This is a genomic window from Azonexus sp. (assembly GCF_041909095.1).
GTDB lineage: Bacteria > Pseudomonadota > Gammaproteobacteria > Burkholderiales > Rhodocyclaceae > Azonexus.
Genome location: NZ_JAYREB010000001.1, coordinates 465,203 through 487,293, shown reverse-complemented (window position 1 = coordinate 487,293; position 22,091 = coordinate 465,203). Strand labels below are relative to the sequence as shown.

The window sequence follows — 22,091 nt, the reverse complement described above, 5'->3', positions numbered from 1 at the left end:
CATGGACGCCACCCTCCTGCCCTGGCTGGTCGCCGCCAGCGTCGCCCTCGCCGTCCTCGGCGTCGGCGGGCTGGTCTATGGCCTGTTCCTCGCCGCCCAGCGCAAGATCCTGCGTCAGCGCCGCTTCGCCCGCCTCGACCAGATGCTGGCGCCGGGCGGCGAGGGCAGCGAGGCGATCCGCGAGGCCGAGGAACTGAGCTTCGCCGAGAAGCTGCTCCTCCTCTTCTCCGGACGCCTGCCCGGCGCCGCCGGCAGCGAGGCCGATTCGGAAGACCGCCGGCTGCTGATCCAGGCCGGCTACCGTGGCCTGCATGCGCTGGTCTTCTTCCAGACCCTGCGCTGGCTGACGCTGCTCGCCGTGCTGGTAGGCTTCGGCGCCTACGCGCTGCTCGCCGGCAGCCTGCAGGACGGCTTGCGCGGCGTGGCGCTGGCGATCCTGGTCTTCCTCGGTTCGCGCTACCTGCTGCGTTACCTGGCGCACCGGCGGATGACGCTGCTCGCCGAGGAGCTGCCGGTGTTCGTCGATTTCCTGCGCATGATGCATAGCGTCGGCATCAGCTTCGAGCAGGCGATCACGCTGTTCGCCGGCGATTCGCGGCTCGGCCTGCCCGTGCTGTCGAACGAACTGGGCGCGGTCAGCCTGTCGATCCGCAGCGGCCGCGCGCGCAGCGACGCGCTGCAACTGATGGCCCGCCAGCTCGATGTCGATGACCTCAGCGAGCTGGTCGCCCTGATCTGCCATACCGATTACTACGGCGCCGCCGTGCAGGAGCCGCTGCGCCAGTTCTCGCAGCGCCTGACCGAACGCAAGCGCTTCCAGATGCAGGAATACGTCGGCAAGCTGGCGACGCGCATGGTCATCGTCATGGTCCTCTTCCTGCTGCCGGCGCTGATCATCGTCACCGCCGGGCCAGGTTTCGTTTCGGTGATCAAGGCCCTGGGAGGCATGGCATGAAATCCTTGCGCTGGCTGCTCTGTCTCGCCTGCCTGCTGGCGGCGCCAAGCTTTGCCCAGAACCCGGCGGCGGCCGGCGAAACGCCGACGGAGACGCGGCGCGACGAAAACAACCCGGACTTCTACCTCGAGCTGATCGCCGGCATGCAGGAAAAGCGGCTTTACTATGCCTCGCTCGCCCACCTCGACCTGTTCGAACAGCGCTGGCCGAAGGATCGCCGGGCGCTCCTGCTGCGCGCCGACGCCCTGCGCCAGACCGGCGACTACGCCCAGGCGCGCGACTATTACCGGCGCCTGCTGGCGCAGGAGACGTCGGCCGGCGCCCACCACGGCCTCGGCCTGATCGCCGCCGCCGAGGGCGATCTGGCGCAGGCCTCGCTGTCGCTGCACGAGGCGGCCCGGCTGGCGCCGATCGACGCGCGCATCCTCAACGACCTCGGCTACCTGCAACTGCTGCGCGGCGAACGCGCCGCCGCCCGGCTGAGCCTGTTCAAGGCTTCCGAACTGGCGCCGGACAACCGCCAGGTCGGCGCCAACCTGGCGCTCTACCTGCTGCTCGAAGGGCAGAGCGAGCGCGCCGAGCAAGTGATGGAAAAACACGGTTTCGCCGAGGCCCAGCGGGCGTCGGTACGCAACGATGCTGTTCGCATGGGCCGGGCGGGTGGCGAGCCCGGCAAGCCGCTTACCGACAGCGGTCGCGTGGAAATGGTGAAATGACGCTAATATTGAAACCCTTGGCGTTTTAGCCCCAATTCCAACCGATCGATCACGGTAATCGAGACAAAATGAATAAACAGCGAAAACTCAATAGTCCCGAAGGCTCGGAAGTCTTCTGCACCACCCGCGAAGCGGCCGAGATGCTGCACGTTTCGCTGCGTACCGTGCAGCTCTGGGTTGAGGCCGGCGTCCTCAAGGCCTGGAAGACTGACGGCGGCCACCGTCGCCTGCCGCTCAGTTCGGTGCAGGCGCTGATCAAGGAACGCCTGGGCGACAGCGCGACGCCAGCGCCGGCCGCCGATCCGGCGGCCAACGACAGCGGCGAGTTCTCGGTGCTGGTGCTCGAGGACGACGAGGACATGCTGCAGCTTTACCGGCTGACGCTGCCGGCCTGGAAACTGCCGGTCCGTTTCATTTTCGTCAGCAGCGTCTTCGAGGCCCTGGTCGAGATCGGCCGCCGGCCGCCCGACCTGCTGATCACCGACCTGCGCATTTCCGGCGTCGATGGTTTCGAGATCATCAAGGTGCTGCGCGCCGACCCGGTGCTCAGCGGCCTCAACGTCGTCGTCGTCAGCGGCATGGAGCCGGAAGAGATAGAAGCACGCGGCGGTCTGTCGCCGGAAATCACGGTTTTTTCCAAACCCCTTTCGTTCGAACTGCTGCAGGGCTATGTCAAGGCCTGCCTGGCGCATCGGGCGCTCAAGGAGAGACGCAATGCAATACCCTAAATCGCTGCTCGCCATCGCTTGCGGGCTGCTACTGTCGCCGGCTTTCGCCGCCGACGAGGAAGCCCCGGCGCCGGCCGCAGCACCGGCGAAGATCGCCATCGGCGCCACCACCGAGGCCCTGCTCGACCTGCAGCGTTCCGGGCTCGCTGCCGGCCAGTTGCAAGCGGTGCAGGGCGAGGTCGCCAGCCGCAACTACCAGCGTTACCTCGACAGCTTCAAGAAGCCGACCACGGTCGGCCAGATCGACCAGCCGGCGACTGCCGCCGCGGTCGGTAATTCCCGCTGAACCGGCGGCGGAGACTCCCGATGCGAGCACTGCCCAGGGCTGCGCGCGCCCAGCGCGGCGCGGTCAGCGTCATGGCCGCCGTGGCGCTGACGATGGTGATCGGTGCCGCCCTGCTGGCGGTCGATCTCGGCAGTCTCTTCAATACCCGGCGCGAGCTGCAGACGGTCGCCGACACCTCTGCCCTGTCGGCGGTCAACAACCTCGCCGCGGCCCAGGCGATCGCCCTCGACGCCGCCGCCCTGAACCAGTTCCCGGTGCCCGGCGAGCAGCAGAACACGCTCGGCACGGTGCTCGGCCACTACGATGTCGATGCCCGCGAATTCACGCCGGGTGGCAGTCCCGCCGAATTCAACGCGGTGCAGGTGACGGTGACGACGCAGCAGCCGTATTTCTTCATGCTCGGCAGTCGCCAGGTGACGGCCAGCGCAGTCGCCATGCGCAACGACATCGCCGCCTTGTCGGTTGGCACCTCGCTGCTCGACATCGATACCGAGAAGTCGGTGCTGCTCAACGCGCTGCTCGGCAAACTGCTCAACACCTCGCTCAACCTGTCGGCGATCGCCTACCAGGGGCTGGTTAATACTTCGATCCGCCTGCTCGATCTGGTCAAGGTGGTCGGCTCGGTCGGCACCGTCGAGGAACTGCTCAAGCTCGACCTGACCGTCGGCGAACTGCTCGAACTGTCGGCACGGGCGCTTGAGCGTTCGAGCATCCTCGGCCTCGACGCCACCGTCGTGCAGACACTCGACCTGCTGGCCCTGCGCGCCGACGGCAACCTCAACCTGAAACTCTCGGACCTGATCAACGTCGACCTGGCGCCCGGCAACCAGGCGGCGGAAGCCAAGATCAACCTGATGCAACTGGTGACGCTGGCGGCGCAGGTGGCCAACCGCGAACACTTCATCGACATCCCGGTGCTCGGCATCAACCTGCCGGGGCTGGTCAAGCTCGACGCCGCGCTGACCATGATCGAATCGCCGGGCATCGCCATCGGCCCGGCCGGCCAGGACGCCAGCGGCAACTGGCGGACCTCGGTGCATACCGCGCAATGGCGGCTCAAGCTCGACCTGCTGGTCGGCGAGTTGCTCGGTGGCCTGGTGCGTCTGCCGCTCTATCTGGAAATCGGTGCTGGCGAAGCCTGGCTCAAGGACATCGACTGCCGCTATCCGCGCGACGCCAGCATCGTCCAGGTCGGCGCCGCGTCGAGCGCGGTGCGCGCCTACGTCGGCAACGTCAATCCCGACGCGATGACCAACCGTTCGGTGGCGGCGACGGTGACGCCGGCGACCATTCTCAACGTGCTCGGCCTGGTCAAGGCGACGGCGCGGCTGCAGGTCGACCTGCCCGGCGCCAGCGGCGACCTCGAATTCACCGGCCCGTTCGACGGCAGCAACACGCAGCGCATCCACGGGCTGACGACCGCCGGTCTGGGCGAGATCCTGCTCTCCGGCATGGGGGCGGTGCTCGACGTCGAGCTGCTCGGCATCAAGCTCGGCCTGGGCGAGGTGGTCGAGGCGCTGGTGACGCTGCTGGCGCCGGTCTTCGCGCTGCTCGACAGCCTGATCGCGCCGGTCCTGTCGTTGCTCGGCATCCAGATCGGTATCGCCGACGTCACCACTTTCGACCTTTCCTGCGGCGCTCCGCAACTGGTGCGCTGAGCGCCAGCCACAAAAGAAAACGCCCGCTGCAATGGCGGGCGTTGTGCAGCGGGCGCCGGCTCGGCGCCGCGTCCGCGCTCAGTGACGCGGATTGCCGGTCAGCTTCTCGTACTTGGCCCAGAGCTGGTCCTCGGTTTCCTCGTGGGCCGGGTCCTTGGGGATGCAATCGACCGGGCAGACCTGCACGCACTGCGGTTCATCGTAGTGACCGACGCATTCCGTGCACTTGCCCGGGTCGATGACGTAGATTTCGTCGCCCTGCGAAATCGCTTCGTTCGGGCATTCCGGTTCGCACACGTCGCAGTTGATGCACTCGTCCGTAATAATCAGGGACATGTCAGTTGTTCCTCTCTCGTTTAAGCAGTGGTTGTTGCCCGCAGGCGCTTTTCTACTGAAGGATGGACGAATTTTCCTACATCCCCGCCCAATCGCGCAATTTCCCTTACCATCGTTGCGGAAATGAACATGTATTGCTCGCCGGGGGTGAGGAATACCGTTTCGACCTCGGGGTAGAGGCTGCGGTTCATTCCGGCCATCTGGAATTCGTATTCGAAATCGGACACGGCGCGCAGTCCGCGCACGATGACCTTCGCCTCGCACTCATGGACGAAGCTCATGAGCAGCGTGTTGAAGCCGACGATCTTGATGTTGGGCAGGTCGCCGACTACCTCCTGCGCCATCTCGACGCGTTCGGCCAGCGTGAAGCGCGGCTGCTTGGCCGGGCTCTCGGCGATCGCCAGGATCAGCTTGTCGAACAGGGTCGCGGCACGGCGCACGAGATCCTCGTGGCCGCGGGTGATCGGGTCGAAGGTGCCGGGGTAGATCGCTACGCGGTGGTTCAGTTTGTTCAATCGGTCGCTCGCCGCAACAAGTGGTAATGGACACCGCCCGCCTTGCCGTGGCGCACGGTGCGCCACTCGCCTAGCGATTCGATCTGATGTTCCGCCTCGGCATACAGCGCGCCATCCGGCTTGAGGATGGCATCCAGCTTTGGCGCCAGTTTTTCCAGCCAGCCCTGATGATAGGGCGGGTCGAGAAAGACGAGGTCGAAGCTGGCCGTGCTCGAGGCCAAGTATTGTAGCGCATCGCTACGGCGTAACTCGATCGCCGGTGGCTTGCCGAGCAGGGCGTGGTTTTCCTGCAACGCGGCGAGGACGCGCGGCGCTTTCTCGATCATCACGACGCGGGCGGCGCCGCGCGACGCTGCCTCGAAGCCGAGCGCGCCGCTGCCGGCGAAGAGGTCGAGGCAATGCCAGCCGTCAAGTTCCTGGCCGAGCCAGTTGAACAACGTCTCGCGCACGCGGTCTGGCGTCGGCCGCAGGCCTTCGCTGTCGGGAAAGCGCAGGACGCGGCGGCGCAGGTCGCCGCCGACGATGCGGACCGTGTTCAATCGGCGGCCACGGTGACGGTGACCAGCTTGCCCGGCACGACGTGGCGGGCGAAGGCGGCCTTGACCTCGGCGGCGGTGACCGCCTCGACTTTTTCCCGGTAGCGATCGAGGTAATCCGCCGGCAGGCCGTAGAAGCCGATGGCGGCGACGTTGGCGAGCAGCTTGGCATTGCTGTCCAGGCGTAGCGGGAAGCTGCCGCTGAGGTTGGCCTTGGCGGCAGCCAGTTCTTCCTCGCTCGGGCCTTGGGCGACAAACTCGTCGAGCACGCTGCGGACGACGCGGATCGCTTCGCGCGCCTGCTTGCGCTGCGTCTGCAGGCCGATCTGGAAGGGGCCGGCCTGGCGCAGCGGCGCAAAGTAGCTGTAGACGCTGTAGGCGAAGCCGCGCTTGTCGCGCACTTCCTTGACCAGCCGGGAGACGAAGCCACCGCCGCCGAGCGTGTAGTTGCCGACGAGCAGCGGGAAGTAGTCGGGGTGGCCGCGTTCGATTGCCGGCAGGCCGAGGTAGATGTGCGCCTGGCTGGCCGGATGACCGATTGCCTTGACGGCGGCGCTGGCCGGCGCCGGTGCTGCCGGCAGTTCGGCCGCCGTGCCGGCGGGCAGGACGCTGCTCAGTTGTTCGGCAATCGCTTCCGCCTGTGGTCGGGTCAGCTGGCCGACCAGCGAAATCTGCGCGTTGGCGGCGTTGTACAGTCGGTCGTGGAAGGCGACGACATCGTCACGGGTGAGGGTCGCGATGCTTTCCGGCGTTGCCTGGCGGCCGTAGGGGTGGCCGGGGTAGAGGGCCTCCCAGAAGGCCTTGCCGGCGATGCTGTCGGGGCGCGTCATGGCATCCTTGAGACCGGCGATGGTGCGCGCCTTCTCGCGCTCGAAGATCGCCGGGTCGAAATGCGGGCTGCGCAGCACGTCGCGCAGTACGGCCAGCGCCGGCTCGAGCTTGTCCTTGTCGGTCAGCGTGCGCAGGGCGACGCTGGCGCGGTCGGTGTCGGCGCTGCCGCCAAGCTGGGCGCCGAGGTCGGCGAGTTGTTCGGCGATCGCGGTTTCGTCGCGGGCGCCGGCGCCGAGGTCGAGCACGCCGCGGGTCAGGGCGGCCAGCCCGGGTTTGCCTTCGGGATCGAACATCGAGCCGGCGGCGAAATCGACCTGGACGTCGAGCATCGGCAGGGTCGGCGCGGCGACGAAATTGACCCGGGTGCCGTTGCCGGTGGTCCATTGTTCAATGGTCACGCCGGCCTGCGCGGTGGCGGCGACGATCAGGGTGAAGGCGGCGGTGAGCAATCGTTTCATGGCGTGCTTCATCAGTGACGGGTGGCGACGGCCGGACGGCGCGGCTTGCCGTCCAGGGCTTGCGGGTCGAGGATGCCGACGGTCAGCGCGTTGTCGTCGAAATACTTCTTCGCCACCGCCTGCACGTCGGCGGCGCTGACCTGCTGCAGGCGCTCGCGCATCGTGTCCACGTCCTTCCAGGCCAGGCCGACCGCTTCGGTCTGGCCGATTTCCATGGCCTGGCCGAACATCGAATCGAGCTTGTAGACCTGGCCGGCGATCAGCTGGGCGCGGGTCCGCTTCAATTCGGCCTCGCTGACACCATCCTGGCGGATGCGGTCGATCTCGGCGCGCAGCGCGGCTTCCAGCTCGGCGACGCTACGCCCTTCCGACGGCGTGCCGTAGAGGAAGATCAGCCCCGGGCCGCGCGCCGTGCTGTCGTAGCCGACGCCGGCCGACAGCGCGACCTTGTCTTCGCGCACCAGCTTCTTGTTGAAGCGGGCGGCGTCGTGGCCGTTGAGGATGGCAGTGAGGATTTCCAGCGCGTAGGGGTCGCGGTCGTTCTTCGGGTCGCGCAGGATCGGCGCCTTGTAGGCGAGGAGCAGCGACGGCAGTTCGGCCGGCGCCTTGACCGTGATCCGGCGCGGCCCTTCCTGGCGCGGTTCGACCAGGTCGCGGCGGGCCGGCAGCGGCCGCGCCGCGAGCGCGCCGTAATGCTGGCGGGCGAGTTCGAACACCGCCTGGTGATCGACGTCGCCGGTGACCACGACGTAGGCGTTGTTCGGCACGTACCAGGTGTCGTACCAGGCCTTCAGGCTGGTCGCGCTCATGTTCTCGAGGTCGTCCATCCAGCCGATGATCGGCCGCCGGTAGGGATGGACGAGGAAGGCGGCGGCGTTCATCTGCTCGAAAAGCTTGGCGTCCGGGTCGTCGTCGGTGCGCATGCGGCGCTCTTCCATGATGACCTTGATTTCCTGCTCGAATTCCTTGGGGTCGACGTTGAGATGGCGCATGCGGTCGGCTTCGAGCTGCATCATTTCGCCCAGCTTCTCCTTCGGAATCTGCTGGAAGTAGGCGGTGTAGTCGCGGCTGGTGAAGGCGTTGTCGCGCCCGCCGGCGGCCGCCACCAGGCGGTTGAACTCGCCCGGGCCGACGCTCGGCGTGCCCTTGAACATCATGTGCTCGAGCGCGTGGGCGACGCCGGACTGGCCGTCGACCTCGTCCACGCTGCCGATCCGGTACCAGACCATGTGCACCGCGGTCGGCGCCCGCCGGTCTTCCTTGACAATGATCCGCAGACCATTGTCGAGTGTCGTTTCGTAGGGGTTGGCAAGGGCCTGGCCGAGCAGCCAGGGGGCCAGCAAAAAGGGGAAAAGCTGTCGCAGGGTCATGGGGAAGGGGGCTTTCTGCTAGAATTCAGCGCTGTTTCTGCATCGATCCGGACGGCATCTTAACGGCTGACTGTCCGCCTGTCAGCAAGGCCTGAGACCTTAACACCCATGTTCAGTTTCCTGAAAAAATCCGCGCCCGACGCCAAGACCGCCGTGCCGGCCGAGGCCGCGGCCGCGCCTTCGTGGCGCGAACGCCTGTTCAAGGGCCTGGCCCGGACCCGCGCCCAATGGGGCGGCAAGCTCAAGTCGATCTTCGCGCGCGGCAAGGTCGACGACGAACTGCTCGAAGAACTCGAAACCCTGCTGCTGACTTCCGATGTCGGCATCGAGGCGACCACTCACCTGCTCGACGAACTGAAGAAGGCAGCCAAGCGCGACAAGCTGGAAACGCCCGAGGCGATCCAGCGGGCGCTCGCCGATGCCCTCTACGAAACCCTCGCGCCGCTCGAGCAGCCGCTCGATGTGAGTACCCACAAACCCTACGTGATCATGATCGCGGGGGTCAATGGCGCCGGCAAGACGACGTCGATCGGCAAGCTGGCCAAGTATTTCCAGACCCAGGGCAAGAGCGTGCTGCTCGCCGCCGGCGACACCTTCCGCGCCGCCGCCCGCGAACAGCTGCAGACCTGGGGCGAACGCAACAACGTGACGGTGATCGCTCAGGAATCGGGCGACCCGGCGGCGGTCATCTTCGACGCCGTGTCGGCCGCTCGCGCCCGCGGCATCGACGTCGTGCTGGCCGATACCGCCGGCCGCCTGCCGACGCAACTGCACCTGATGGACGAGATCGCCAAGGTCCGCCGCGTCATCCAGAAGGTCGAGCCGGAAGGCCCGCACGAAACCCTGCTCGTGCTCGATGCCAACATCGGCCAGAACGCGCTGCAGCAGGTCAAGGCCTTCGACAAGGCGGTCAACGTCAGCGGCCTCGTCCTGACCAAGCTCGACGGCACCGCCAAGGGCGGCGTCGTCGCGGCGATCGCCCGGCAATGCCCGAAGCCGATCCGCTTCATCGGCGTCGGCGAGCAGATCGACGACCTGCGCCCCTTCTCGGCGCGCGATTTCGTGGATGCCCTGTTCGATCAATGATCGTCGCCAGCCAACTGACCAAGCGTTACCCGGGCGGCTTCGAAGCGCTGCACGGCGTCAGCTTCGAGATCCGCGCCGGCGAACTGGTGCTGATCACCGGCCACTCCGGCGCCGGCAAGACGACGCTGGTCAAGCTGATCGCCTCGATCGAACGGCCGACCTCCGGCAGCCTGGTGGTCAACGGGCAGAATCTGTCGGCCCTGCGTCGTAGCGCGATTCCCTACGTGCGCCGCCACTTCGGCCTGATCTTCCAGGATCAGAAACTGCTTTTCGACCGCAGCGCCCTCGACAACGTGCTGCTGCCGCTGCAGATCGCCGGCCTGCCGTACCGCGAGGCGGTGCGCCGGGCCCAGGCGGCGCTCGACAAAGTCGGCCTGCTGGCGCGCGAGAAAGCCTACCCGATCGCCCTCTCCGGCGGCGAACAGCAGCGTCTGGCGATCGCCCGCGCCGTTGTCAACCGGCCGACCGTGCTGCTCGCCGACGAACCCACCGCCAACCTCGACCGCGAATCGGCGCAGGACATCCGCGACCTGTTCGCCGACTTCCACCGCGTCGGCGTCACCGTCGTCGTCGCCACCCACGACCAGGCCTGGGTCGAACACTGCGGCGACAACGCCTTGCGCCTCGATCACGGGAGAGTCGTATGAGACGCTGGCTGTCGCAGCATCGTGCCGCCTTCGGGCGTGCCCTCCGCCGCCTCTTCGCGGCACCGCTCAACACCCTGCTGTCGCTGCTCGCCATCGGCATCGCCCTGACCCTGCCGGCTTTCGGCTATGTTGCCCTCGACAGCCTGCGCGACCTCGGCCGCGACGCCAGCGCCGTGCAGCAGGTCAGCGTCTTCATGGAAGTCGGCGCCAGCAAGGCCGAAGTCGCCGAGATCGAACAGCGCCTGCGTGCCCAGCCCGGCGTTCGCACCACCTTCGTGCCGCGCGACGAAGCGTTGCGTCGGCTCAAGGAAAACGGCGACATGGCGGAAATCGTCGCCAGCCTGCCGCGTAACCCCTTGCCCGACGCTTTCATTGTCGAGCCGCGCGATACTTCGCCAGAAACCCTGGAAGCCCTGCGCGCCGAATTCGCCGACTGGCCCAGGGTTGCCCACGTCCAGCTCGACGCCGCCTGGATCAAGCGTTTCGACGCCTTTCTACGCCTCGGCAAGCTGGCCCTGCTGCTGCTCGCCGGCCTCTTCGGCGCCGGCCTGATCGCCGTCACCTTCAACACCATCCGCCTGCAGGTCATGGCCCAGGCGGCGGAAATCGAAGTGGCGCGCATGATCGGCGCCACCGACGCCTTCATCCGCCGTCCCTTCTACTACTTCGGCGCCCTGCAGGGCGCCCTCGGCGGCCTGCTCGCCGCCGGTCTCGTCATCGGCGCCCTGCGACTGCTCGCCGGCCCGGTCGGCGAACTCGCCGCCCTCTACGGCGCCAGCTTCGCGCTGCACGCCCCGACGCTCGCCGAAATCGGCGCGCTGGCCGGGGTCGGGGCAGTGCTGGGGTGGGTCGGGGCGCAGCTTTCGGTGAGTTTGTCGCTGCGGACGTTTGACTGAGGTTTTCGCGTTCAGGGTTGCTGAACCGCTGTTTTTCGCGCCTGACGCGCGGGCGTGTTTGGTTGTTTAACCGCTGTTTTCCGCCGTTGACCGGCGGGCGTACTTTCTTCTTGTTTCGCCAAGAAGAAAGTAGCCAAAAAGAAGGCCACCCCTAGGTCAGCGCCCGCTGCGCGGGTTCCCTGCGCTACTCGGTCCTGGCGGGGGCTGCGCAACTCGCCGCTGCGCGGCTCAGACAGTGCTCGCCCTTTTTCCGCCAGGCCCTGCGTTGCTCGGCGCTTCCCAAGGGGCCCGGCAAACCGATCGCTGCTTTGGTGGCAAAGGCTTGGAATTGGTGAGGGGCGGTGGCTAAGCTATGAAGTTACTAGGGAGAAGATAGGGGCAGGAAATTCTCTTACGCGGCTACGAAAGACTCGGCTGATCGACACAACGTAATTGTTCCATCTAGCATGCTTCGCTGATTCGGAAGAACGATTCCATGTAAGCCGATGGGGTATCGCAAATGAAACGGGTGTTCATAAACTCTTGACAATTGGGAGACCCAGTCTGGTTGAGGTGTCTGTAGTGTTGTTATTGCTTTTGCTGCCTCCCAAAGGTTAAGAATTTGATGACCATAAGGAGTTCTGCTGAGCTTTTGAGCGCTAAGTCCGCTTTGGGCCAAAATTGCTTTGAGTGCTGCTTCGCACGCGTGCCCACAGAGCAAAGTTAGTGCTAGAGAGGGGGTTGGGGTGATTAATCCTAATGGAGTAGCCCCTTCCAACATGCCTTTGGCAGCTACAAGGTAACTTTGTGCCTCTGTTGGCTTCGTAACGGAATCTTGACCGGTTTCTTGTATGCAAGCTCTGCAATTTATCACGCTGGACTCCATAGAACGGTATGAATATAAGATCGCTGGTGGGAGTGCTGTTTGCCGGCATCAATACATCTCCTTCCCGTCGTTGAGGTTCAGCCAACCCTTGACGATGCGGTAGATGATCCAGACGGCGTTGGCGGCGAGGATGATCCAGCCGACGACGAGCAGAGTCAGGGGAATGCCGATGATGCCCCAGAGCAGGCCGAACCAGAAGGTGCGGATTTGCCAGCGGAAGTGGCTTTCGAGCCAGGTGCCGGCGACGTCGTCCTTCTTGACGTAGTTGATGACGATGGCGGCAATGGCCGTGATCCCAATCAGGAAGGACGCGGCGTACAGGGCGTAGATGATGGTGGTCAGCGTCTTTGCCGATTGTTCCGTGTGGGTGCTGGGTGTGTCGTCCATGCTTGAATCCCCCGGGGGTTGGCGCCATTGTTGGGCGCCTGTGGTTTCAGAACCTGCAGTGGGGATTCTGCAATATTTGCCGGGGGTAAGCCAGCGGCATGGCTGGTGCCTTCAGGCGGCGAGCCAGATTCCGGCAATCGCTATTGTCAGCAGGCTGAACGGAATGCCGATGCGGGCGTGCTGCCGCCAGTCGATGGCGATGCGCTGCTTGCTGGCGAGCCCTTGAAGAAGGTGGCCGGTCGGCGTTCCGTTGCGCTACTCGCCACTGGCGGGGGCTGCGCAACTCGGGGCTTCGCCTCTCAGACAGTGCTCGCCCTTTTTCCGCCAGGCCCTGCGTTGCTCGGCGCCTCCCAAGGGCCCGGCAAACCGATTGCAGCTTTGGCGGCCCATGGTTTTCAATTCGCGTTTGACTATGTTTCGCGATGCCAATAGCATTGCAGGCCCATTCACATGACCAACGGGACTACGAGCATGAATGTTCTTGTCACTTTGCCCGAAGTTCAGGAAGCTGATCTCGTTTTCAATGAGGAAGAAACGCGAGATATCCTGAAGTTTTTCTGGTCGAGCCATTCGGCATATATCGATGCGATGGCAGTTTCGATAGCGACACGACGCTTGGCTCAAGGCTTGTTGATGGCGGCCATCGATGCTTCTTACGGGCTTGGCTTTGTGGAAGCGCTTTTTACCACCGTCGCAAAGCCGGGACGGAGCTTGGCATCAATGGGGAAGAAACTGGCCAGAAAATATGTCGAACATATATGGAAGCATGCGAGCGAATCCGAGTTGCAGAACGCAAGAATCTATGAGGCGGTTCGGAAAGCCATGGCCTTCCAGTTCAAGTACCTGCTTGAGACCCAACTGAACGGCGTTGCCGCGGCACGAAGCCGGATCGCGCCGTTTTATGTCTATCGGCAAGGTGGGCAGATATGGGCTTGATCCAGCCAACTCTTTTCCGCGCAAAAACGCTTGCCGCGTTACTGGTATTGCTTGGCATCGTTTTGTTGGCTTGGGGCATCGGTGCGTTACGTGCTACCAACCCATTGTTGTTGCAAGCATGCTTGGAAGTTGAAAGTGGAGCCCGTGCCTGGATATGCCGCCAATCGCTATATCGCTTGCATCCGACTCGAGAAGAGGTGGAGGAGCTCAATAGCTCGGCGGGAGTTCAGTTTCCGGTGGGCATGGATGATGCCAATGAGGCGACGAGCTTGCTTCGACACTATCTAAAGGCCGGGGTTGATATCAACGCCGTAGATCAGCGTAGTCAATTGCAATGGACCGCTTTGCACTCGGCGGCATTCGAAGGCAGGTTACAGGCAGTCCAATTGCTTATTGCGCATGGGGCTGACGTCAAGTTGCGGGATGCGCGAGGGAAAACCCCCTTGGATCTTGTCCTCGGTAATCAGGACAAACTACCGCCCCAGAATGTTGAAAGGATTGTGTCGGTGTTGAGCCAGGGAGATGAGACAAACGGCAAATAGCTTTTGGAGAAACCGTATGCCCGAGCCTGTTTTGTAACGGCATTCTGGCGCCCCAAGCGCTAACGCTAACGGCCGGCGCGAGGTTGGACCTCGGGCCGGCCGTTAGCGCTTGGGGCGTGTCGGCTCAGCGGCTGATCGCGCGGTGGCCGATGTCCTTACGGTATTGCAGGCCGTCCCAGCTGATCTGGGCGGCGGCTTCGTAGGCGGCTTTCTGGGCGAGCCTGACGTTTTCACCGAGCGCGGTGACGCACAGCACGCGGCCGCCGTTGGTGACGACCTGGCCGTCCTTGTCGGCGGTGCCGGCGTGGAAGACGTGGCAGTCGTCAGCGAAGCGGTTGCCCTTGGGCAGGCCGCTGATGACGTCGCCCTTCTGCGGCGTTTCCGGGTAGTTGGCGGCGGCGAGTACGACTCCCAGCGCGACGCGGCGGTCCCAATCGGCCTCGATCTGGTCGAGCTTGCCGTCGATGCCGTGTTCGAGCAGTTTGACGAAGTCGGACTTGAGGCGCATCAGGATCGGCTGGGTTTCCGGGTCGCCCATGCGGCAGTTGAATTCCAGTGTCTTGAGCGAGCCGTCCTTGGCTATCATCAGGCCGGCGTAGAGGAAGCCGGTGAATGGGATGCCGTCGGCCAGCATGCCGCGCACGGTCGGCAGGATGATTTCGCGCATCGCCTTGGCGTGCACTTCCGGGGTGACGCAGGGGGCGGGCGAGTAGGCGCCCATGCCGCCGGTGTTGGGGCCCTGGTCGCCGTCGAAGATGCGCTTGTGGTCCTGGCTGGAGGCCAGCGCCAGCACGTTCTTGCCGTCGACCATGACGATGAAGCTGGCTTCCTCGCCATCAAGGAAGTCCTCGATGACGACGCGGGCGCCGGCGTCGCCCAACTTGTTGCCGGACAGCATGTCGTCGATCGCGGCGTGTGCTTCCTCAAGCGTCATGGCGACGACGACGCCCTTGCCGGCAGCCAGGCCGTCGGCCTTGATGACGATCGGCGCACCGCGCTGGTCGATGTAGGCGTGCGCCGCAGCGGCATCGGAGAAGGTTTCGAAGCCGGCGGTCGGGATGTTGTGGCGGGCCATGAAACGCTTGGCGAAATCCTTGGAGGATTCGAGCTGGGCTGCCGCCTTGGTCGGGCCGAAGATCTTCAGGCCGCGGGCGCGGAAGATGTCGACCACGCCGGCCGCCAGCGGCGCCTCGGGGCCGACCAGGGTGAGGTGGATCTTGTTCTGCTCGGCGAAATCGGCGAGCGCCACCGGATCGGTGATGTTCACGTTCTCCAGTTCATGCTCGCGCGCCGTGCCGGCGTTGCCCGGCGCGACGTAAACCTTCTGCAGGCCGGGCGTCTGCGCCAGGCGCCAGGCCATGGCGTGCTCGCGGCCGCCGGAACCGATTACCAGTAGTTTCATTTTGGATGATCCTTATAGGGCTTTATTTGCACCATTGCATTTCGCAAGGGACACCGTCTTTATTGCCATCCATTTTGGTGCCAGGGCAATTCCTGAGAAACCATATGGCTTCTTCGCATGAAGTCATTTGAGAGCAATAGGTTCTGCCATCACAGCGATAATTAGCCGCCATCATCTGAGCATTCAGCCCCGGTTTTGCCTGTTGAGAGGGCCGTTCCGTTGAGCGGATATCGGTATAAACCTTACTCCGGGACGGAGGTGTCGTTGTCGGAGAGGAGCGCTCTATTGTTTGTTCACTACTGAACATATCCAGATGCGGTAAGCGTAGTCCGTAGCTGCCATAAAAATGCCATCCTGCCGCGGCAAGTATCAACAGGATGGCCAGCCTTTTCATCAATTAGTGCCTGAAGTGACGCGCACCCGTGAACACCATGGCGATGCCGTGTTCGTCGGCCGCGGCGATGACTTCCTCGTCGCGCATCGAGCCGCCCGGCTGGATGACCGCCTTGGCGCCGGCTTCGGCCAGCACGTCGAGGCCGTCGCGGAACGGGAAGAAGGCGTCGGATGCAACCACCGAACCCTTGAGTTCGAGGCCAGCGTTCTGCGCCTTGATGCAGGCGATCTTGGTCGAATCGACGCGGCTCATCTGGCCGGCACCGACGCCCAGGGTCATGCCGCCGCCGCAGAAGACGATGGCGTTGGACTTGACGAACTTGGCGACGCGCTCGGCGAAGAGCAGGTCTTCGATCTGCAGCAGGGTCGGCTGGACCTTGGTGACCACCTTCAGATCCTTGACCTGGGCGGTGAAGTCGTCGGCCGTCTGCACCAGCAGGCCGCCGCCGACGCGCTTGAGTTCGAGTTTGTTGAGGTCGCGGCCGAGCGGTACGACCAGTACGCGCAGGTTCTGCTTGGCCGCCAGCGCGGCCTTGGCTTCGGCGGTGAAGGACGGGGCGATCAGCACTTCAACGAAGTGCTTGCGCTCGTTCATCGCGTTGACCACGTCGATGCCGACTTCGCCGTTGAAGGCGATGATGCCGCCGAAGGCCGAGGTCGAATCGGTCTTGAAGGCCTTTTCGTAGGCGCCGAGCAGGCTGGCGTCGATGGCCACGCCGCAGGGGTTGGCGTGCTTGATGATGACGCAGGCCGGGGCTTCGAAGGCCTTGACGCATTCCCAGGCGGCATCGGAATCGGCGATGTTGTTGTAGGACAGTTCCTTGCCCTGTAGCTGGGTGTAGGCGGCGATGCTGCCCGGCAGGGCAATGGTGTCGCGGTAGAAGGCGGCGGACTGGTGCGAGTTTTCACCGTAACGCAGGGTCTCAACGCGATCGAAGGCGAGTTGCAGCTTGGCCGGGAAGATCGCCGGGGTCGGCGCGGCTTCGGCCGGCTTGGCTTCGGCGCCATCGTCGAGGCCGGTCAGCCAGTTGGCGATCATGCTGTCGTAGCGGGCGGTGTGCGTGAAGGCCTTCTTGGCCAGGTTGAAGCGGGTGCCCAGTTGCAGCGCGCCGCCGTTGGCCTGCATCTCGGCGAGCAGTGGGGCGTAGTCGGCTGGATCGGTGACGATCGCGACGCCGGCGTAATTCTTGGCCGAGGAGCGGACCATCGCCGGGCCGCCGATGTCGATGTTCTCGATCGCGTCTTCCAGCGTCACGCCGGCCTTGGCGATGGTGGCGGCAAAGGGGTAGAGGTTGACGCAGACCAGGTCGATCATCGGAATGCCGTGCTGTTCGATGGTCGCCATGTGTTCGGCGAGGTCGCGACGGGCCAGGATGCCACCATGCACCTTCGGGTGCAGGGTCTTGACGCGGCCGTCGAGCATTTCCGGGAAGCCGGTGTAGTCGCCGATTTCGGTGACGGCGAGGCCGGCGTCGCGCAGCATCTTGGCGGTGCCGCCGGTGGACAGCAGCTTGACACCCTGGGCGGCAAGGCCCTGGGCGAATTCGAGTACACCCGTCTTATCAGAGACGGAAATCAGCGCTTGCTTGATGGTCATGGCGATTTACAGAAGTTGATGTTCGGTGAGTTTCTTGCGTAGCGTGTTGCGGTTGATGCCGAGCATCTCCGCCGCCAGCGTCTGGTTGGTGCCGGCCTTGGCGAGAACCACTTCCAGCATCGGTTTTTCGATCTTCTTGAGGACCATGTCGTAGATGGCGGCGGGTTTTTCACCGTCGAGGTCCCGAAAATACTGCTCCAGTGCGTCAATCACGCATTGCCCCAAATCATGTTGGCTCATGCTGCCAACGCCTCCCTATCCTGATTGTTTGGTGTGTCTTCGTAATGCAGGTGTTCCCCTGCTGCAGCCTGGTGGTGGAAGAAGTCATCCACCGCCTGCCTCTGTTGTTCGATGGTCGGCAAGGTGTTCATCACCCTGCGGAAGGCGGCCGAACCGACCAGTCCCTTGGTGTACCAGGAGATGTGCTTGCGGGCGACCTTGACGCCCGTTTCCAGCCCGTAGAAGTCGTAAAGGTCTTCGAGGTGGGCGAGGAGGATGCCGTGGATCTCGGCGACGCTGGCCGGCGGCAGGTGCTCGCCGGTCTTCAGGTAGTGCTCGATCTCGCGGAACAGCCAGGGCCGCCCTTGCGCGGCGCGGCCGATCATCAGGCCGTCGGCGCCGGTGTGGTCGAGGACGAATTTCGCCTTTTCCGGGGTCGTGATGTCACCGTTGGCGATCACCGGGATCTTGACCAGCGTCTTGACCATGGCGATGGTGTCGTACTCGGCCTCGCCGGTGTATTGCTGGCAGCGCGTCCGGCCGTGGATGGCGACGGCGCGCACGCCGGCGCTTTCGGCGATGCGGGCGATGCTCGGCGCGTTCTTGTTGGCCAGGTTCCAGCCGGTGCGGAATTTCAGCGTCACCGGGGTGTCGGGGATGGCGCCGACGACCGCGTCGAGGATGCGGCCGACCAGTTGCTCGTCCTGCATCAGCGCCGAACCGGCCATCACGTTGCACACCTTCTTGGCCGGGCAGCCCATGTTGATGTCGATGATCTGGGCGCCGTTATCGACGTTGTGGCGGGCCGCCTCGGCCATCATCTGCGGGTCGGCGCCGGCGATCTGCACCGAGATCGGTGCCACTTCGCCGACGTGGTTGGCGCGGCGCAGCGTCTTGGCGCTGCCGTAGAGCAGCGAGTTCGAGGTCACCATCTCGGACACCGCCAGCCCGGCGCCCAGCTTCTTGCACAACTGGCGGAAGGGGCGATCGGTGACACCCGCCATGGGTGCAACGAAGAGATTGTTGCGCAGGGTGAAACCGACGAAATCCATGGGCGAGCAGGCGGGAGCGGGACGAACGGGGAAGGGGCGGATTATAGCTGAATCGCTGCCTAAAAAATAGTCAGTTTCGGACTTGCCGGCGTTTCCCGGCAAGCCGGGATGTCCCTCTCGGCCAGTTCTGAGACAAGGCTTTCCGGTGGCGGCGCCGGGTGATGCCATGGTAATGTCGTCGCCGGGAGCTGCGTGCCAGGCATCGGGGAATGTCGGCAAGGGCCGGATGGCGGGAGCAAGAGGGGAAATGATGTCTGCGGAAAAAACGGCTCGGGGGCAAGCTCGGCGCGGTGCTTGCAGATTGACCGGCATGCTGTTGGTCTGTGCTGGCTTGCTGCCGGCCCCGGCGGTGCAGGCCCAGTCCTGGCACGCCGCCGACGGCAGTCTGGTCGTGGATCGCGAGCAGGCGGCCGCAAGCTGGCGGGCCGATGCCGAATTCAACGGCAACTGGGGCCTCGCCGCGATTCATGCCGAATACGCTTACGCCCTGGGTTACGCGGGCCTGGGCGCGCGCATCGGCGTGCTGGACCAGCCGGTGTGGGGCGACCATCCCGAATTTGCCACCAGCCTTGCCGGCGATCCCAAGCTGAGTTTCATCACCACGCGCGGTGTCCGCACCTACGACGACCCCTATCTGCCATTCCGGGCCGGCGATCCCTTCGTTTACGATGGGCAACTCTATATCGACGGTTATGGCGGGATTGCCACGCACGGTACGCACGTCGCCGGCATCGCCGCCGCCAACCGCGACACGGTCGCCGGTCGCCCCGGCGTCATGCAGGGGGTGGCTTTCGCCGCCCGTATCTTCGCCGCCGATGTCGGCGACCCCGGACCGGAGGACGGTATCGTCCTCGGCAACGACGGCGGCACCTACCTGGCGGCCTGGCGGGCGATGATCGACAGCCGGGTCGATGTCATCACCAATAGCTGGGGAATCGGCATCACCTGGGGCGGCGGTTGGCAGTTCGTCGATGCCGGCAAGCAGTTCCTCGAAATCCAGTCCCTGCTCGGGACGCCGGCCGGCGGCGCCTACGATGGCGCGCTGCAGGCGGCGCGCAGCGGCATCGTCGTCGAGTTTTCCGCCGGCAACGATAGCGGACAGCAGCCCGATGCGATGTCCGGTCTGGCGAGTTTCGTTCCCGGGATCGAGAACAACTGGATCACGACGATGAGCCTGGCGCGCACCGCCAGCGGTCTGCAGGCCAGCGGTTTTTCGACGATCTGCGGTTACACCAGGTATTACTGCGTCGCCGCGCCCGGCAGCGACATCAACAGTTCGGTAGCGACCGGCGACATCTCCGGGCTGCAGGCTGGCGATCCGGTACGCGATCCGCTTGCCGCCTACGAGCTGTTCAGCGGCACGTCGATGGCCGGGCCTTTCGTTTCCGGCGCCATCGGCGTCCTGAAGGGGCGCTATCCCTATCTCGCCAACGGCGATCTCGCGCAGATCCTGAAAACGACGTCGCGCGACCTCGGGGCGCCCGGCGTCGATGAAATCTACGGCTGGGGGCTGATCGACCTGCAGAAGGCGATGGACGGTCCCGGCCAGTTGATGAGCCGTTTGGTTGCCGACTTACCCACCGGTACGTTCGATGTCTGGGCCAACGACATCGGCGATGCCGCGCTGCAGCAGCGTCAGGTGGAAGCGCAAGTCGAGATTGCGGCCTGGCAGCAGCGCAAGATCGACATGGGGTGGGAAAACGGCTGGGCCAGCGTCGATGCCGCCAGTTTGAGCGAACGCCTTTATGCGCAATACCGGCCAGGCGCCAGCGAAGCCCGGGCGCTTGCCCGCCAGTTGCTGGTGGCGCGTGCGACGCCGCCTCACGCCGGCTTCTGGACGACGCTGGCGGCGGTCGAAAACGATCCGCTGGCTTCGGCGATCATCAAGGAATACGGCAAGATCGAGGCCTGGTTGCCGCTGGGCCCCGATCTGGCGCGCTTCGACAGTTTCCTGGCCAGCCGCTATCCGGACGACGAGACGCTGGCCCGGGCAGTGGCGGCGGCCAGCGTCCAGGGGCTGGCGCAGGAATACCTGGTTCAGGAAGCGCGGATTGCCAGCCTGCTCGCCGCGACCTATGAGAACGGCCTGACCAAGCGCGGTGCCGGCGAACTGCGGCTGACCGGCAACAATACCTACCGCGGCGAAACCCGGGTCGAGGCGGGGCGTCTGCGCGTCGATGGCGCCCTGAGCGGCGGCGTCGCGGTCTACGGCCAAGGGATACTCGGCGGCAACGGCAGTGTCGGCTCGCTGCTGGCGCAGGCTGGCGGCACGGTGGCGCCGGGCGCATCAATCGGCACCCTGAGCGTTGCCGGCGACGCTCGTTTCGAGTCAGGCTCGCTGCTCGCCGTCGAAGTCAGCGGTGATGGGCGTTCCGATCGCCTGGCGGTGACCGGCAAGGCGACCCTGGCCGGCGGACTGCTCGGCGTGCAGGCCGAGGACGCCAGCGTCGCGCTGGAGACCTTCGTCGCCGCCGCTGCCGGTCGGCATGCCTACACCTTCCTGAGCGCCGGGGGCGGCATCGAAGGGCAGTTCGCCGACGCGCTGTCGCCCTATGCCTTCTTCCGGCCCCGCCTGAGCTATGCCGCCGACCGCGTCACCCTGGACATCGAACGTCTGCCCTTCGCGAGCGCCGGGCGCAACTTCAACGAACGGCAGACCGCCGCCGGCATCGACAGTCTGGCGCCGGCCAATCCGCTGTACGCGCAGGTGCTGGCCGCACCCGCCGGTTTTGCCGCCGGCCCGTTGTTCGCGGCGCTCTCCGGCGACATCCACCCGAGCGCCGGTGGCGTATTGCTCGCCGCCGGCCAGGCCCAGCGCGCTGCGGCGCTGGATCGTCTGCGCCAGGCCGAAACGCAGGCGGCGATGGCGCCGCGTACCTGGGGTCAGGTGTTCGGGCGGCGCGGGCGGGCTGACGGCGATGGCAACGCCGCCAGCTACGACAACGACGTCGACGGCTTTTTCGTCGGCGGCGACAGCGTGCTCGACGCTGGCTGGACGCTCGGCTTCCTGCTTGGCCACGAGGACGGCGGGGTCAGGACGACGAACGCCCGCGCCGATATCGGCAGCTACCGGCTCGGGGTCCATGCCCGGGCGCGCCGGGGTAATCTGGGCCTGCGTCTTGGCGCGGGCTACGGACACCACGCCTTGGCCACGCGGCGCCATCTGCCGCAGGGCAGTGCAAGCGCTCACTACACGGCTGACGACTGGCAGGCCTTCGGCGAACTGGCTTACGAGTTCACCGCCGGCCGGACGAAGCTGGCGCCTTTTGCCGGCCTCGCCTTCGCCGCTTTGCGGCGCGAGGCCTTCAGCGAAAAGGGCGGCGGCGCCTTTAATCTGAGAGGTCGGGCCGCCAGCGAATCAGTTGCCACCGGTGCGCTGGGGCTGCGTGCCTCACAGGAAGTTGAACTGGGGGCGAGCACGGCTCAGTGGTCGGCCAGCCTGGCCTGGCAGCATGCGGCTGGCGATTTGACGCCGGAAAGCCGTCTGGCCTTTGCCGGCGGGGAGCGTTTCGTCAATGCCGGTGTGCCGCTGGCGCGCAATGCGCTGGCCGTGGCGGCCAGTTTGCGGGTGGCGCTGTCGCCGACGGCCAGGCTGGGGATCGATTACGCCGGGCAATTCGCCAGCGGGCGCCGCGAACACGGCGTCGCTGCCAGCCTCAGCGTCGAATTCTGAGCCGCCC

At 65.3% G+C, this 22,091-nt stretch carries 22 protein-coding genes; 11 read left to right on the top strand and 11 right to left on the bottom strand.

What is annotated here, in order from left to right; genetic code table 11:
* Position 1 precedes the first annotated feature (1 nt).
* From ACE3OV_RS02415 to ACE3OV_RS02395, 5 genes are all read left to right on the top strand, one after another.
* A complete protein-coding gene (locus ACE3OV_RS02415; RefSeq protein ID WP_374324660.1) occupies positions 2-955 on the top strand; it encodes a type II secretion system F family protein in 954 nt (317 codons plus the stop codon).
* Positions 952-1,671, top strand: coding sequence for a hypothetical protein (locus ACE3OV_RS02410; protein ID WP_374324658.1), 720 nt, complete (start codon positions 952-954; stop codon positions 1,669-1,671). Before ACE3OV_RS02415 ends, ACE3OV_RS02410 begins: the two co-directional genes overlap by 4 nt.
* A gap of 68 nt (positions 1,672-1,739) precedes the next feature.
* A complete protein-coding gene (locus ACE3OV_RS02405; RefSeq protein WP_374324656.1) occupies positions 1,740-2,399 on the top strand; it encodes an excisionase family DNA-binding protein in 660 nt (219 codons plus the stop codon).
* Positions 2,386-2,685: a DUF3613 domain-containing protein gene (locus ACE3OV_RS02400; RefSeq protein WP_374324654.1), complete on the top strand. Its 300-nt coding sequence runs from the start codon at positions 2,386-2,388 to the stop codon at positions 2,683-2,685. Before ACE3OV_RS02405 ends, ACE3OV_RS02400 begins: the two co-directional genes overlap by 14 nt.
* A gap of 20 nt (positions 2,686-2,705) precedes the next feature.
* A complete protein-coding gene (locus tag ACE3OV_RS02395; protein ID WP_374324651.1) occupies positions 2,706-4,343 on the top strand; it encodes a TadG family pilus assembly protein in 1,638 nt (545 codons plus the stop codon).
* A gap of 78 nt (positions 4,344-4,421) precedes the next feature.
* On the opposite strand, the gene ACE3OV_RS02390 is transcribed toward ACE3OV_RS02395, so the two are convergent.
* From ACE3OV_RS02390 to ACE3OV_RS02370, 5 genes are read right to left on the bottom strand one after another with little or no spacing between them, the layout of a single operon-like run.
* Entirely contained in the window at positions 4,422-4,679 is a 258-nt protein-coding gene (locus ACE3OV_RS02390; RefSeq protein ID WP_374324649.1) for a YfhL family 4Fe-4S dicluster ferredoxin, read from the bottom strand.
* Between the two features lie 20 nt (positions 4,680-4,699).
* Entirely contained in the window at positions 4,700-5,185 is a 486-nt protein-coding gene (gene coaD, locus ACE3OV_RS02385) for a pantetheine-phosphate adenylyltransferase (protein ID WP_374326220.1), read from the bottom strand.
* Positions 5,186-5,190: 5 nt separating this feature from the next.
* The gene (gene rsmD, locus ACE3OV_RS02380) at positions 5,191-5,733 is read right to left on the bottom strand and encodes a 16S rRNA (guanine(966)-N(2))-methyltransferase RsmD (protein WP_374324647.1); all 543 of its coding nucleotides are present in this window, start codon (positions 5,731-5,733) and stop codon (positions 5,191-5,193) included.
* Entirely contained in the window at positions 5,730-7,019 is a 1,290-nt protein-coding gene (locus ACE3OV_RS02375) for a M16 family metallopeptidase (RefSeq protein WP_374324645.1), read from the bottom strand. The genes rsmD and ACE3OV_RS02375 overlap by 4 nt, the downstream gene beginning before the upstream one ends.
* Positions 7,020-7,030: 11 nt before the next feature.
* A complete protein-coding gene (locus tag ACE3OV_RS02370; RefSeq protein ID WP_374324644.1) occupies positions 7,031-8,389 on the bottom strand; it encodes a M16 family metallopeptidase in 1,359 nt (452 codons plus the stop codon).
* A gap of 108 nt (positions 8,390-8,497) precedes the next feature.
* Here ACE3OV_RS02370 and ftsY point away from each other — a divergent pair, with 108 nt between their 5' ends.
* The 3 genes from ftsY to ftsX are packed head-to-tail and all read left to right on the top strand — an operon-like array spanning position 8,498 to position 11,018.
* The gene (ftsY, locus tag ACE3OV_RS02365) at positions 8,498-9,475 is read left to right on the top strand and encodes a signal recognition particle-docking protein FtsY (protein WP_374324642.1); all 978 of its coding nucleotides are present in this window, start codon (positions 8,498-8,500) and stop codon (positions 9,473-9,475) included.
* Entirely contained in the window at positions 9,472-10,122 is a 651-nt protein-coding gene (locus ACE3OV_RS02360; protein ID WP_374324640.1) for a cell division ATP-binding protein FtsE, read from the top strand. Before ftsY ends, ACE3OV_RS02360 begins: the two co-directional genes overlap by 4 nt.
* Positions 10,119-11,018, top strand: coding sequence for a permease-like cell division protein FtsX (gene ftsX, locus ACE3OV_RS02355; protein WP_374324638.1), 900 nt, complete (start codon positions 10,119-10,121; stop codon positions 11,016-11,018). The genes ACE3OV_RS02360 and ftsX overlap by 4 nt, the downstream gene beginning before the upstream one ends.
* Before the next feature lie 913 nt (positions 11,019-11,931).
* On the opposite strand, the gene ACE3OV_RS02350 is transcribed toward ftsX, so the two are convergent.
* Positions 11,932-12,270, bottom strand: coding sequence for a DUF4870 family protein (locus ACE3OV_RS02350; protein ID WP_374324636.1), 339 nt, complete (start codon positions 12,268-12,270; stop codon positions 11,932-11,934).
* A gap of 471 nt (positions 12,271-12,741) precedes the next feature.
* Here ACE3OV_RS02350 and ACE3OV_RS02345 point away from each other — a divergent pair, with 471 nt between their 5' ends.
* Both ACE3OV_RS02345 and ACE3OV_RS02340 read left to right on the top strand, forming a co-directional pair.
* Positions 12,742-13,206, top strand: a complete 465-nt coding sequence (locus ACE3OV_RS02345; RefSeq protein WP_374324634.1) for a hypothetical protein — start codon at positions 12,742-12,744, stop codon at positions 13,204-13,206.
* Complete coding sequence (locus ACE3OV_RS02340; protein ID WP_374324633.1) at positions 13,197-13,748, top strand: ankyrin repeat domain-containing protein; 552 nt, start codon at positions 13,197-13,199, stop codon at positions 13,746-13,748. The genes ACE3OV_RS02345 and ACE3OV_RS02340 overlap by 10 nt, the downstream gene beginning before the upstream one ends.
* Before the next feature lie 124 nt (positions 13,749-13,872).
* Here the strand turns inward: ACE3OV_RS02340 and purD are convergent, their stop codons facing one another.
* From purD to dusB, 5 genes are all read right to left on the bottom strand, one after another.
* On the bottom strand, positions 13,873-15,150 hold the full coding sequence (gene purD / locus ACE3OV_RS02335; RefSeq protein ID WP_374324632.1) for a phosphoribosylamine--glycine ligase: 1,278 nt from the start codon (positions 15,148-15,150) through the stop codon (positions 13,873-13,875).
* A 22-nt stretch (positions 15,151-15,172) separates the two neighbouring features.
* Positions 15,173-15,322, bottom strand: coding sequence for an excalibur calcium-binding domain-containing protein (locus ACE3OV_RS02330; RefSeq protein ID WP_374326219.1), 150 nt, complete (start codon positions 15,320-15,322; stop codon positions 15,173-15,175).
* Between the two features lie 225 nt (positions 15,323-15,547).
* Positions 15,548-17,140: a bifunctional phosphoribosylaminoimidazolecarboxamide formyltransferase/IMP cyclohydrolase gene (gene purH, locus ACE3OV_RS02325; protein ID WP_374324630.1), complete on the bottom strand. Its 1,593-nt coding sequence runs from the start codon at positions 17,138-17,140 to the stop codon at positions 15,548-15,550.
* Positions 17,141-17,146: 6 nt separating this feature from the next.
* The gene (locus tag ACE3OV_RS02320) at positions 17,147-17,380 is read right to left on the bottom strand and encodes a Fis family transcriptional regulator (protein ID WP_374324629.1); all 234 of its coding nucleotides are present in this window, start codon (positions 17,378-17,380) and stop codon (positions 17,147-17,149) included.
* A complete protein-coding gene (gene dusB / locus ACE3OV_RS02315) occupies positions 17,377-18,411 on the bottom strand; it encodes a tRNA dihydrouridine synthase DusB (RefSeq protein ID WP_374324627.1) in 1,035 nt (344 codons plus the stop codon). Before dusB ends, ACE3OV_RS02320 begins: the two co-directional genes overlap by 4 nt.
* 310 nt (positions 18,412-18,721) lie before the next feature.
* Between dusB and ACE3OV_RS02310 the strand changes: the two genes are divergently transcribed.
* Positions 18,722-22,084, top strand: a complete 3,363-nt coding sequence (locus ACE3OV_RS02310; RefSeq protein WP_374324624.1) for an autotransporter domain-containing protein — start codon at positions 18,722-18,724, stop codon at positions 22,082-22,084.
* Positions 22,085-22,091: the final 7 nt, after the last annotated feature.

Excerpts from the sequence above, each read along its gene's own strand:
- ACE3OV_RS02415 (WP_374324660.1), top strand. The coding sequence starts at position 2 with ATGGACGCCACCCTCCTGCCCTGGCTGGTCGCCGCCAGCGTCGCCCTC.
- ACE3OV_RS02410 (WP_374324658.1), top strand. The coding sequence starts at position 952 with ATGAAATCCTTGCGCTGGCTGCTCTGTCTCGCCTGCCTGCTGGCGGCG.
- ACE3OV_RS02405 (WP_374324656.1), top strand. The coding sequence starts at position 1,740 with ATGAATAAACAGCGAAAACTCAATAGTCCCGAAGGCTCGGAAGTCTTC.
- ACE3OV_RS02400 (WP_374324654.1), top strand. The coding sequence starts at position 2,386 with ATGCAATACCCTAAATCGCTGCTCGCCATCGCTTGCGGGCTGCTACTG.
- ACE3OV_RS02395 (WP_374324651.1), top strand. The coding sequence starts at position 2,706 with ATGCGAGCACTGCCCAGGGCTGCGCGCGCCCAGCGCGGCGCGGTCAGC.
- ACE3OV_RS02390 (WP_374324649.1), bottom strand. The coding sequence starts at position 4,679 with ATGTCCCTGATTATTACGGACGAGTGCATCAACTGCGACGTGTGCGAA.
- ACE3OV_RS02375 (WP_374324645.1), bottom strand. The coding sequence starts at position 7,019 with ATGAAACGATTGCTCACCGCCGCCTTCACCCTGATCGTCGCCGCCACC.
- ACE3OV_RS02370 (WP_374324644.1), bottom strand. The coding sequence starts at position 8,389 with ATGACCCTGCGACAGCTTTTCCCCTTTTTGCTGGCCCCCTGGCTGCTC.
- ftsY (WP_374324642.1), top strand. The coding sequence starts at position 8,498 with ATGTTCAGTTTCCTGAAAAAATCCGCGCCCGACGCCAAGACCGCCGTG.
- ACE3OV_RS02360 (WP_374324640.1), top strand. The coding sequence starts at position 9,472 with ATGATCGTCGCCAGCCAACTGACCAAGCGTTACCCGGGCGGCTTCGAA.
- ftsX (WP_374324638.1), top strand. The coding sequence starts at position 10,119 with ATGAGACGCTGGCTGTCGCAGCATCGTGCCGCCTTCGGGCGTGCCCTC.
- ACE3OV_RS02350 (WP_374324636.1), bottom strand. The coding sequence starts at position 12,270 with ATGGACGACACACCCAGCACCCACACGGAACAATCGGCAAAGACGCTG.
- ACE3OV_RS02345 (WP_374324634.1), top strand. The coding sequence starts at position 12,742 with ATGAATGTTCTTGTCACTTTGCCCGAAGTTCAGGAAGCTGATCTCGTT.
- ACE3OV_RS02340 (WP_374324633.1), top strand. The coding sequence starts at position 13,197 with ATGGGCTTGATCCAGCCAACTCTTTTCCGCGCAAAAACGCTTGCCGCG.
- purD (WP_374324632.1), bottom strand. The coding sequence starts at position 15,150 with ATGAAACTACTGGTAATCGGTTCCGGCGGCCGCGAGCACGCCATGGCC.
- ACE3OV_RS02330 (WP_374326219.1), bottom strand. The coding sequence starts at position 15,322 with ATGGCGGCTAATTATCGCTGTGATGGCAGAACCTATTGCTCTCAAATG.
- purH (WP_374324630.1), bottom strand. The coding sequence starts at position 17,140 with ATGACCATCAAGCAAGCGCTGATTTCCGTCTCTGATAAGACGGGTGTA.
- ACE3OV_RS02320 (WP_374324629.1), bottom strand. The coding sequence starts at position 17,380 with ATGAGCCAACATGATTTGGGGCAATGCGTGATTGACGCACTGGAGCAG.
- dusB (WP_374324627.1), bottom strand. The coding sequence starts at position 18,411 with ATGGATTTCGTCGGTTTCACCCTGCGCAACAATCTCTTCGTTGCACCC.
- ACE3OV_RS02310 (WP_374324624.1), top strand. The coding sequence starts at position 18,722 with ATGCTGTTGGTCTGTGCTGGCTTGCTGCCGGCCCCGGCGGTGCAGGCC.